At 59.6% G+C, this 10,140-nt stretch carries 8 protein-coding genes and 2 pseudogenes; 6 read left to right on the top strand and 4 right to left on the bottom strand.

Going from position 1 to position 10,140, the window contains the following annotated elements:
* Window positions 1–947: 947 nt before the first annotated feature.
* Complete coding sequence (locus AC0L2Z_RS23385; RefSeq protein ID WP_473629438.1) at window positions 948–1,136, bottom strand: KTSC domain-containing protein; 189 nt, start codon at window positions 1,134–1,136, stop codon at window positions 948–950.
* Window positions 1,137–1,383: 247 nt separating this feature from the next.
* On the opposite strand from AC0L2Z_RS23385, the gene AC0L2Z_RS23380 reads away from it, so the two are divergent.
* From AC0L2Z_RS23380 to AC0L2Z_RS23365, 4 genes are read left to right on the top strand one after another with little or no spacing between them, the layout of a single operon-like run.
* Complete coding sequence (locus tag AC0L2Z_RS23380) at window positions 1,384–1,842, top strand: hypothetical protein (protein ID WP_473629437.1); 459 nt, start codon at window positions 1,384–1,386, stop codon at window positions 1,840–1,842.
* Window positions 1,785–2,276 carry a hypothetical protein gene (locus AC0L2Z_RS23375; protein WP_473629436.1) on the top strand — a complete coding sequence of 164 codons (492 nt, stop codon included), beginning with the start codon at window positions 1,785–1,787 and terminating at the stop codon, window positions 2,274–2,276. The genes AC0L2Z_RS23380 and AC0L2Z_RS23375 overlap by 58 nt, the downstream gene beginning before the upstream one ends.
* Before the next feature lie 30 nt (window positions 2,277–2,306).
* Window positions 2,307–2,678, top strand: coding sequence for a hypothetical protein (locus AC0L2Z_RS23370; RefSeq protein WP_473629435.1), 372 nt, complete (start codon window positions 2,307–2,309; stop codon window positions 2,676–2,678).
* Complete coding sequence (locus AC0L2Z_RS23365) at window positions 2,675–3,052, top strand: hypothetical protein (RefSeq protein WP_473629434.1); 378 nt, start codon at window positions 2,675–2,677, stop codon at window positions 3,050–3,052. Before AC0L2Z_RS23370 ends, AC0L2Z_RS23365 begins: the two co-directional genes overlap by 4 nt.
* Before the next feature lie 76 nt (window positions 3,053–3,128).
* Here AC0L2Z_RS23365 and AC0L2Z_RS23360 read toward each other — a convergent pair whose 3' ends face one another.
* A complete protein-coding gene (locus tag AC0L2Z_RS23360) occupies window positions 3,129–3,395 on the bottom strand; it encodes a hypothetical protein (RefSeq protein ID WP_473629433.1) in 267 nt (88 codons plus the stop codon).
* Between the two features lie 12 nt (window positions 3,396–3,407).
* On the opposite strand from AC0L2Z_RS23360, the pseudogene AC0L2Z_RS23355 reads away from it, so the two are divergent.
* A pseudogene (locus tag AC0L2Z_RS23355) lies at window positions 3,408–3,641 on the top strand (ParB/Srx family N-terminal domain-containing protein); the annotation flags it as partial.
* Window positions 3,642–4,326: 685 nt separating this feature from the next.
* Window positions 4,327–5,519: pseudogene (locus AC0L2Z_RS23350) on the top strand (IS91 family transposase).
* Window positions 5,520–6,716: 1,197 nt separating this feature from the next.
* Here AC0L2Z_RS23350 and AC0L2Z_RS23345 read toward each other — a convergent pair.
* Together AC0L2Z_RS23345 and AC0L2Z_RS23340 are read right to left on the bottom strand one after the other, a co-directional pair.
* Window positions 6,717–8,891, bottom strand: a complete 2,175-nt coding sequence (locus AC0L2Z_RS23345; RefSeq protein ID WP_473629432.1) for a peptidase domain-containing ABC transporter — start codon at window positions 8,889–8,891, stop codon at window positions 6,717–6,719.
* Complete coding sequence (locus AC0L2Z_RS23340; RefSeq protein ID WP_473629431.1) at window positions 8,888–10,138, bottom strand: beta-barrel domain-containing protein; 1,251 nt, start codon at window positions 10,136–10,138, stop codon at window positions 8,888–8,890. The genes AC0L2Z_RS23345 and AC0L2Z_RS23340 overlap by 4 nt, the downstream gene beginning before the upstream one ends.
* Window positions 10,139–10,140: the final 2 nt, after the last annotated feature.

Below are 10,140 nucleotides of genomic sequence, written 5' to 3'. Positions count from 1 at the left end.
CCTGTCCCTGGTGATCGAACCGCTTGAGGTAAATGCCGTCTCGCCGACATCCAACAAAGATGAACCTCGACGTCGCGGTTGATCTGACCAGGAGAGCGACATGGCCGACGGCAAGAGCAAGCGAGACTTGCGCGATCGCAATCGCGTGTCCGCCGACGACGATTACGACGTGGAATATTTCGCTCGCGAGAATGGGTGTGACAATCGAGCAGGTCCGCGAGCTCATCAAGGCCAAGGGCAACGATCGGGTCAGCCCTCATAGAGCCGCGAGGGCATTGCGGGAGCGGAATGAGGTACCGGACCAGCAACGAAGGCACGGGATTTTCGAGGCAAGGACCACGATCAGCCGATCAAGCCTGCGGCGGAGCATTACGAGCATTGCCCCATATGCGGACAGGATTTCGATATGCGCGATCTCGGCCAGGTGCTTCATCATGCGAAGCCCGAGCATCAACCGCTGCAGCCTGTGAATTGAAAGTGTGCGACATATCCGGTGTTTCAACAGCGCGCACGCGAGTGAGCCCGAGTTGGAGGAACCCCTCCTCCTCGGCAGCAGCCTCGAAGGCCTTCCTTACGTCGTCGGGCGTGAGCGCACATAGGCGCGGCCCTACTGATGCCGCGCAAGCCGGTCCATGGGTGTGTTTGCTTCGGCCAGACTAGCCAGCGCTTGCTCGACTTTTTGAGCCGAGGCGTCAGTGCGCTTGATGTGCCGAATCATTTGTTGCCTCAGCCGCACAAGCCTTGCGGCGCGATATATGTCGCCGTATCTCGCAGTTTCAAGGTGGAGAGTCGCGAGCCTCATGGGCGACGATTCCGATTATCTAGCAGTAGAATTCGCGAATCCGCCTTTCGTTCCGATGTCCGACCTTGGCTCGCAAAGGGCTAGCCGGACGGCCACGACGATCGAGCCGCATCCCTGCCAAAAGGAGATCGTCCGCTGATGCTGCTCAGTCGACCGCCGGTCCAACCAGACGGCAGCGGAAGTGATTGCGGATGTGCTCGTTGAAGTAGCGGCCCTTGGCAAAGGCGGCCTTGAACGCGGCAAAGGTCTCCGGCGGCAATTGCTCGGCGCGCGGCTCCTTGGACGCAGTGTGCTTGGCTAAGAGCCTGTTTGTAAATTCTGCTCCGACGACCAACTGATGGCGTTTTCTGCGCTTCCGGTGCTAACGGACCCAAATGTCCGCTGCGCTCCGGCTCTCGAAACCACTACCACATGACTCGCCGGAGCGACTTTTGAAACAGCTCTTAACAGCCAATTCGCTCGCCGGAAGAAATTGACACCGACAATTCGAGCTGACTGTTCCAACACAACGAGCGCAGGTCCATCTACAAATTGTTATGAACTTGTCGGGATTTTTCGAAACGATATTTCGGAATGCTTCAATGATGACTTCCACCTTCATGACGACATGTTTCGATGGAGATCTTGAAATGAGTGCCTTATTATTTTCTGACTTCAATTCGACAGTTACCGAACCATTGGCCCGCCGATCTCTAATGCGAAACGCAATGCTTGCCTCAGGCCAAACGCCGGGGTCGAATGCTCTGTCGCAGCATGCTTATGACGAGCATTGGCTGCAAGACTTGCTGTTTCGGTATCCCGCCTTGATCGTGGCCAATCGCCTTGATGGCGGTGGGGGCGATGTCGTCCCCGTGTGCCGGGAACTCGCCATTCCTCGTGCAGCCGGGACAGTGTTCGCGGATATTCTGGGCGTGGTAAGGACCGGCCGACTGGTCATTATTGAATGCAAGCTTTGGCGCAATCCGCAGGCACGCCGCGAGGTATGGCACAAATCGTCGAATATGCCGCCCTACTGCGCCGCTGGAGCTTTGGCGATCTGACCGCGAGGCTGAAACGCAAGTTGGCCGTTGCAGAACAAAATCCGATCTTCGACCTGGCGAAGGCAAAGTGGCCTGAGCTTGAAGAGGCCGCTTTCGTCGATGCCGTAACGAGGTCACTGAAGCTCGGTGACTTTCAGCTCATTATCGCCGGAGATGGCATCCGCTCGGATACGCACGCGATTGCCGAGCATTTAAATTCGCAAGGCGCCGGCCTGGCGCAGCTGACATTGCTTGAGATCCAGCTTTGGCAGGCGGCCTCCGGAAACCTGGTTGTACTGCCTTCCGTGCCAGCTACGCACCGAAGTTCTCCAGCAGAGGGTTTTCGTCGACGGCGGTGGCATGCCACTCCAACTGGCAGCTCCAGAAGGTGCCAACCCCCTCCTCGACGAAGCTATGGAAAGCGTTGTCGATCCGGAACGCGGCAGTCGGCGTAGCGTCAATCGTGTGTTCAACATGCCGACCAGTTGCCTGCGCGCCACGGCGGCGACAATTGGGTCAGGATTCCGCTACCCAAGCCGCTCGGGTGGATAACTGGCTTTCGCTCCACCGGCATCAAGGCTGAGGTCGGGCTGTTCCTGGCGTTCAAAGATGAGGACGGGCAAATCCTTTTTGACGAGTTCAACAGCGACATTGCAGGCATGCGTGCCGAAAGCGGGCTTGACCTGACTGTCAGGTTTAAATCCATCGCACCATTTTATGCCGAGCTTGGACTGTTCAGGTCACGATCGGAATTTGCGGGCGACGAACAGCAACTCGACTGGCTCTGCGACAGGGCAAATCGATTTGTCTCCTTGGTCCGGCCGCGGCTCAGTGTGCTGAAGGAGGCCGCCGAATGAAAAGGCTTCTCAAATGGGAACGGCAGGCCCTGAAGGGCGACTTCTCGGCGATGCCCACGCCATTCGACTGGGATCAGTCGGGCCGCTTTGCCCATTTTCTGAACGGGTATGAGGCCACCGGAGGAATGAACCCCCTTGCCGACCTTGCCCTCACCATGTCGGCGCAGGCCCGCAAGACTGGCAAATGGGAAGGCAGTGCGCTGGATCTTTGGCTCTGCCTTTTCTTCCAGCATCGAGCACACCGCCACACAGGCTCCGAAGGCGGCGATCCGAATCTGGACGCGCTCTGTGAATCGCTACGTCTGGCACTTAGCCGGCTGACGCCGCATGAAGCCAGATCGTTGGCTTCGCGCCTCACCCAGAACGCGATCTAGGCAATGCGCTTTTGCCCTTGGGGGGCTCGATTTCCGACTTTTCTTGATCGATGAACTCTTTGAGCTTCCTGCTGTGCTAGCAGTGGAAACCGCCCGGAAGATAATTCCGATTGGTCAGAACAAAAAGAACCGCCGTATTTTCTAACTGCCTCAAAGACACCGACAAATTTTTTTGCCGCCCCATACTTGCACAAAATCGGTGATTTGTGAATCCCACCTCCAACCTCACTGATTCACCACCCTGTGAATTTCGGGTATAGCCGTTTTCGGTGGTTTTTTCGAATCGCTGATCCTGCGAGTTCTCTTGGACAAGCGCGTTGCCAGCTGCAAGGCGCATGGACATTCAGAGGATCTCATGGCCGGCAAAATCAACACCGTTTCGATCGACGCACTCATCTCCTACGCCAACAACGCAAGGACCCACTCAAAAAAGCAGATCAACCAGATAGCCAATAGCATCAAGAAATTCGGCTTCACCAACCCCGTTCTGGTCGATGAAAACAACAACGTCCTAGCGGGTCATGGCCGTCTTGCCGCAGCTCGTCTGATAGGATGGAAGGAGGTGCCGACCCTTTCCATCACCCATCTCAGCGCTGCCGAAAAACGCGCCTATATCGTTGCCGACAACCGCCTCGCCGAGAAAGCCGGTTGGGACAAGCAGATCCTTGCCATTGAACTGCAGGCGCTGGTTGACCTCGATTTCGACGTGGCGCTCACTGGCTTCGACATCCCTGAGGTCGATGTGATCATCGGCGAGTTCTCGCCGGACAATCGGGACGATGAGGTGGATGACGAGCCCGCTCTTCCAGAGAAATCGTCGGGACCAGCTGTAGCGCGGCCTGGCGACATGTTTCTCCTTGGCGATCATCGATTGCTTTGCGGCAACGCGCTTTCGGCAGAGGATTTCGAGACGTTGATGCAGGGCGAGAAAGCGTCCGTCTGTTTTACCGACCCACCCTACAATGTTCCGATCGGCGGACACGTCAGTGGTCTTGGCAAGACGAACCACCGGGAATTTACCATGGCATCCGGCGAAATGTCTGACGACGAGTTCGCAAAATTCCTGGAGCAGTCGTTCTCACTGATTGCGGGTTCGTGCAAGCCGGGCGCGATCGCCTTCGTATGCATGGACTGGCGTGATATTGCGGAGACCACATTGGCAGGCAAACAAATATTCGGCGATCTGCTCAATCTGTGCGTCTGGAACCGTCACGAGTCCGCTCGACAAGCTCGGGCTGTTCAAGGAGGCAGAGATCTCGCCCGACGGCTGAGCAGTGCGCGCCTCGGTCGAGGTCGCCGACATCTTCCGCGCTGTCGGCCCCGCTTACCGGGCCGTACATGCAAGGCACCTCAGCCTCGGCCAGCTCAAAGTCATGTCGGCGATCGAGCATTGCCGCACCGCAGCGCTCGGCGGTCACGTCGAGGCCTGCGAGGACTGCGGCCAATGGCGGATCGCCTATAACTCCTGCCGCAACCGGCACTGCCCGAAGTGCCACGGCGCGGCGGCGCGGACATGGCTGGCTGAGCGCGAGGCCGACCTGCTGCCGGTCGGCTACTTCCATGTCGTGTTCACGCTGCCGGCCGAGATCGCCGACACCGCCTTCCACAACGAGGCGCTGGTCTATGACCTGCTGTTCAAGGCGGCATCGGAGACGATGGTGACCATCGCCGCCGATCCGAAGCATCTCGGCGCGCGCATCGGCATCACCGCCGTGCTCCACACATGGGGCTCGGCAATGACCCACCATCCGCATGTCCACATGATCGTGCCGGGCGGCGGCATGGCGCTCGACGGGAAGCGCTGGGTTTCGTCGCGGCCGGCCTTCCTGCTCCCGGTACGCGTACTCGGCAAGCTGTTCCGTCGCCTGTTCCTCACCCGGCTGATCGCGCTGCACGAGGCGGGCCGGCTCAGCTTCTTCGGGTCGATGGCGCTCCTGACCGAGCGGCGGGCATTCCTGCGGCACCTTGCTGCCGTCCGGAAGAAGCGCTGGGTTGGTTTATGCGAAGGCGCCCTTCGCCGGACCGGAAGCGGTGCTCGCCTATCTGTCGCGCTACACCCACCGGGTCGCAATCTCGAACAGCCGCCTGATCGCCTTCGACGAGAGCCGCGTCACCTTCCGCTACAAGGACTACCGGCTCAACGGCGCCGATCGCCAGCAGGTCACGACGCTCGCAACCGACGAGTTCATCCGTCGCTTCCTGCTCCATGTCCTGCCGCGTGGCTTCCATCGCATCCGGCATTACGGCCTGCTCGCCGGCTCCGCCCGCAAGGCTAGCCTCGCGCTCGCCCGCGAACTGCTGGCCGTCGCCGCGCCCCAATGACGAGACACCAGGCGAACCGGAGGACTTCCGGCCGCCATGCCCCTGCTGTGGCGGACGCATGATCGTCATCGAGGTGTTCCAACGCTGGAGGCAGCCCCGCGGACCGCCGAACCAGACCACGACTAACCCGGAGAACTGTTCATGACCCGGCACGGAAAGGTCAAGAGTTCAACCGCAGGCCCTCAACCCCCGGCAACGGATCCACATGTGCCCATCGTGTTCATCGAGGCCGACAGAGCCGCGCCCAGCCGCGCGCCGGGCCGACAACACCGCACGGAGGCGCAACGAAGCGGCCTGTCCACATCTATCCCCCCGCTTCCCGGCGGCGGTCGCACCATCGCCGACATCAGTCGCAAATCGAAATCCCCATAGCCCACCGCCCGTGGCCCGCGGGTTCCTTCCTCGGGGACTTTCGTACGCCTGCCGGCGCCCGAAACTCTTCACGGAAGCGGACTTGCGGCTTCGAGGCCTGGAATGTGAGAAGCGGACATTCAGGCCCCCCATGCATCGACGTGAACTGACCCTTTCGAGACCTTCCGGGATCGATCTGGCGGCGCGGAAGCGGACGTTCCCCTGAACCAGCTGTTCTGACCCTAGTGGGATATTCCCGGCTCAAATTTGCTCCCGGAAAGCGGACCTTCACCGGAACCAGCGGACTGGATCCAATACGGTAATTCCTGAGGCTATCAGGCGACCTGATAGCCGACATTCGCGCCAACCGCCGCCCATAACGCGATCAAGCCGATGCGGTGCTGGACGATTGGTCCGTGCTTTTTCTGGCTCGCATCTCTATCACCCGAGCCGCAGGCATATGCCGTCCGCTCTACGTGCGCTCATCGATGCGTTGCGGTGGCGTAGCTGATTGATCGAGCCGCCCGCCGTACTGTGTCGGCTTTGTCGGCAACATCGACCTACAGATTTGTCTTCGGTGATGTAAGCTTTCGGGCGGTAGCAAGGCATCCTCTGTGGCCGACAGCCATACGGGCGAGGTCGCAGTAGCGGATGGTCGTGCATGAGGCAGCGATCATCCGAACCGAGACATCGATCCGGTTGATTGACCAATTGCACAGCGGGGGATGCGGAGGGAGTATGGGACGGGTTTGACGTTCGTCTAATCAGGGCAATGTCGAGAGCGGTGTCGACACCAGCTATGTCCGTTATCGCACGTCGCTCAGCCTTTACCCTTACATTCACCCATGACTGATCCTCCGTCCAGGCGTGACTTGAACGGAAGTGCCCGCAATCCGGTGGGCAGTTCAGGTGGGCACTGAGGGGCGGTGATGGGCACTGATGGGCACTGATGGGCACTGATCGGCAGCGATAGCGAGCCTGGTGGATGTTTTCAAGCAGATCTGCGCCGGCGCCTCGGAGGACCAGTCGCCTTCGATTTGGACGAGGTCGACCTCGAGCGTCCCGACCAAGGGCGGTCGCGTACGGTGCGGGCAATCTCGATGATCCGATCCGCGCCTGCCATCATCTCTGGCCGGTGTGCCACGCTGATCCTCGTGATCGCGAGGTCCGTCAAGCTCGCGTTAATGCGTCGTTCATTTTCGACATCGAGATGCGCGGTGCCCTCGTCTAGTACCAGCATTTTCGGTCGCTTGTACAAAGCGCGTGCCAGTAGGACACGTTGCTTCTGGCCGCCGGATAGAGAACTCCCCATATCGCCGATTAGCGTATTGTATGCCATAGGCATGGCCGAGATCTCATCGTGGATCCGGGCCATCCTGGCGCATTCCACCATATGATCGTGGTCGAAAGCGGGATCGAAGAAGCAGATATTGTCGGCGATCGATCCGGACAGGAGCTGGTCGTCCTGCATGACCGCACCAACCTGCTCTCGATAGGTACGAACGCCAATCACATGCAGGGAGATCCCGTCAGCCAGCACCTCGCCAGTGGTGGGCTCCAGAAGGCCCAGGATGACTTTCACCAAGGTAGTCTTGCCACCTCCCGATGGCCCCATGATGGTGACGAAGGCTCCTGGTTCGATGGTTAGACTGACATTCTCCAGGACCAGTGGCTCGGTCTCAGCATAGCGGAAGCAGACGTCACGGAGCTCTATACTGCCCTTGATAAGTCTATCCTGAACGAGGGGGATTTCTTGGCCTCGTTCCGGAGGCGTCAGCGCAATATCTGCAAGGCGCTCAAGGTGCAGGTTCAGAAGTCGGAACTCGATAGCCTTCTCGACAAGGAGGATCATTTTCTCGCTGAAGTGTCGCTTATACGCCATGAAGGCGAAGAGCATGCCCACCGTTAGACTGCCCCCCAACACCAACTTGGCCCCGAGAAATACGATAAGAACGTTCTCCAGTCCAAAGATCGTGTCGTTCAGGGTTTTGAAGGTGATCCGCGCCTTTCCAAGGCGCACGTTTGCATTGACGACATCCGCGAAACGATTGAGCCATTGACCCTCACGCTCTTCCTCGCGATTGAAAAGTTTGAGGCTCTGGACCGAGCGCGCCGTCTCGATGAACGTCGAGTTCTCCTGCGCTCTCGTCTGGATCGCAGTCTCGCTGCGGCTGCGCAGAACGGGGTAGAGCGCCAAACGAACTGCCGCATAGAGCACCACCGCACCCACCACAACAAAGGCGAGTAGCGGGCTGTAGACGAAAATCATGACGAGAGTAGCGACTGCCATCAGGCCGTCCACGAAGCCAATGATCAAGCCTTCTGCCATGATGTTGCGGATCGGCTCTAATGAACCGAACCGCGACAGCACGTCACCTATGTGACGCTTCTCAAAGAACGACAGCGGCAGGCGCACGAGATGGCCGAAGAGTCGGGCACCCATCTGGAAATGCAAAGTGTTCTGCAAAAGCAGCACGATGTGCGAACGAAGGGCTGTAGACAGCACTGATATTGCGGCCAGAAGGCCAAAGCCCAAGGCGAGAACCACGAGAAGGTCTACATCACCACGGGCGATGACTTCGTCTATGGTAAGCTGCATGTAGAACGGAGCAGCGATCACCAGCAGTTCCAACACCACCGAGAGCGCGAGAATTTGCGCGACCGCATGCGGCGCGCCCTGAATGTGGCCCCAGAAGGCCCTGAACGGCAGACGGGTGCGCTCGTCGGCACGCGCGAATTCTTCCGCGGGGGTAATCTCGACGGCAACGCCGCTGAGGTGCGCGGATGCCTCCTCAAACGAGTAGCTTTGGACTCCCGAGGCCGGATCGTGCACGACGAGGCCGCGCCGGGAGACGGACTTTAGAACGACGAAGTGATTAAGGTCCCAGTGCAGGACAGCTGGAAACCGGAGTTGGTTTAGTTGCCCAAGTTCAAGCCGCACTGCCCGGCATGACAGATGCAAATTGGCTGCGAGTTGGATCAGCCCGCGCAGAGTGACGCCTTTCAGGGACACTGGAAACCGTCGCCTGAGCGCGTTCAGGTCCGTCTGGTGCCCATGGTAACAGGCGATCATGGCTAGGCAGGCCAGGCCGCATTCGGCGGCTTCGGCCTGAACTATGACCGGCAGGCGGGACCGGCCACGTAGCGGAATTGCTACCGCACTCATCGACGGGCACTGAGCAAGGGGTCGATGAGCCACGTCATCAGTGACCGCTCCTCGAGAATTATATCGGCCTTCAACACCATGCCTGGCTGAAGTGGCACCTTCTGGCCATAGGCGTCGATGTCAGGACGATCGAGTGCTGCCGTGACCCGGTAGACAGGTTCCTCGATAGGAAGCGGTACTGCCACGTCCGCCTTTGTCAGTACCGTGTGGGCGACCCGAACCGTGCGCGCCTTGTAGGTGCCGAAACTTTGGTACGGGAAGGCCTCGTAGAGAATTCGTACGGGTTGGCCGATACGCACGAAACCGATCGCTCGGGTTGGGACGAACAACTCTGCCTCGAGCACGGCGGTCGGAGGGGCAATCACCATCTGCAGCAGACGCGGATCTGCTACCTGGCCTTCAGTGGCATACAGGGCGGAAACGCGGCCGGATCGCGGTGCGCGAACGACATAGGAGCGTCGTCCTTCGACCTCGGCGATCTGCTGTTCGAGCGCTTCGAGATTACGCCGAAGCTCCTGGGTGCGCTCAGTGGCACTTATCGGCACCTGATCAAGCGTGTAACGGGTCTCAGTGATCTGGCTCTGGCGCACGGAAATCTGCTGGCGGAGAGCGTTCAGGCTTTGACGTTGCTCGAGCAACGCCTCCTGCCTTCGAACATGCTCGTCCCGGGGCATTAAGCCTTTGGCGCTAAGGTCTGCGGCAGGTTGGATCATCGTCTCGGCAAGCCGGATGCGTTGCTCGTGAATGTCGACCTGGTCTTTCAGGAAGGAAATCTCCGCCTCCTGTCCGCGGATGACCGCTCTCAAGCGATCCGATTCGGTGCGTGTGCGACGCTCCTCGCCGCTGATTTGATCCTGTATAAGACCGCGCTGGCTCCGCATCGCCCTTAGGACGGCTGCATTCACGTCCTCGCCGCTCCCTGAGATCTGGCCCGTATCGATAGTAAGGAGCGGCTTTCCCTGCTCGACGACGTCACCCTCGCTCACATGGACGGCCCGAATCACACCCGGCTGCGCCGCGAACACCCGCGCCATTCCCTCGGTCGGGGTGAGATAGCCAATGACGGTTTCTTTGCGGGCATATGGTGCGAGGATAAGGAATATAAAAAACGCGCCGACAATTGCCACCCCGCCCCAGGCCATGATCTTGATCGACGGCGGCTGAAGTGGGGCCACGTGGCCCCACTGGCGCTGCGATCTCTGATGTTCGACCGCCTCGGGTCGGAACAGGGCCCGCTCGGGTTTCAACG

It is taken from the genome of Mesorhizobium sp. WSM4850 (assembly GCF_055811735.1).
Note: the sequence above shows the minus strand (reverse complement) of the source record. Positions and strands in the feature narration are given on the sequence as shown.

Bases quoted from the DNA above. Each gene is read 5' to 3' on its own strand.
- AC0L2Z_RS23380 (WP_473629437.1), top strand. From the start codon at position 1,384: ATGATGACTTCCACCTTCATGACGACATGTTTCGATGGAGATCTTGAA.
- AC0L2Z_RS23375 (WP_473629436.1), top strand. From the start codon at position 1,785: ATGGCACAAATCGTCGAATATGCCGCCCTACTGCGCCGCTGGAGCTTT.
- AC0L2Z_RS23365 (WP_473629434.1), top strand. From the start codon at position 2,675: ATGAAAAGGCTTCTCAAATGGGAACGGCAGGCCCTGAAGGGCGACTTC.
- AC0L2Z_RS23360 (WP_473629433.1), bottom strand. From the start codon at position 3,395: ATGTCCATGCGCCTTGCAGCTGGCAACGCGCTTGTCCAAGAGAACTCG.
- AC0L2Z_RS23345 (WP_473629432.1), bottom strand. From the start codon at position 8,891: ATGAGTGCGGTAGCAATTCCGCTACGTGGCCGGTCCCGCCTGCCGGTC.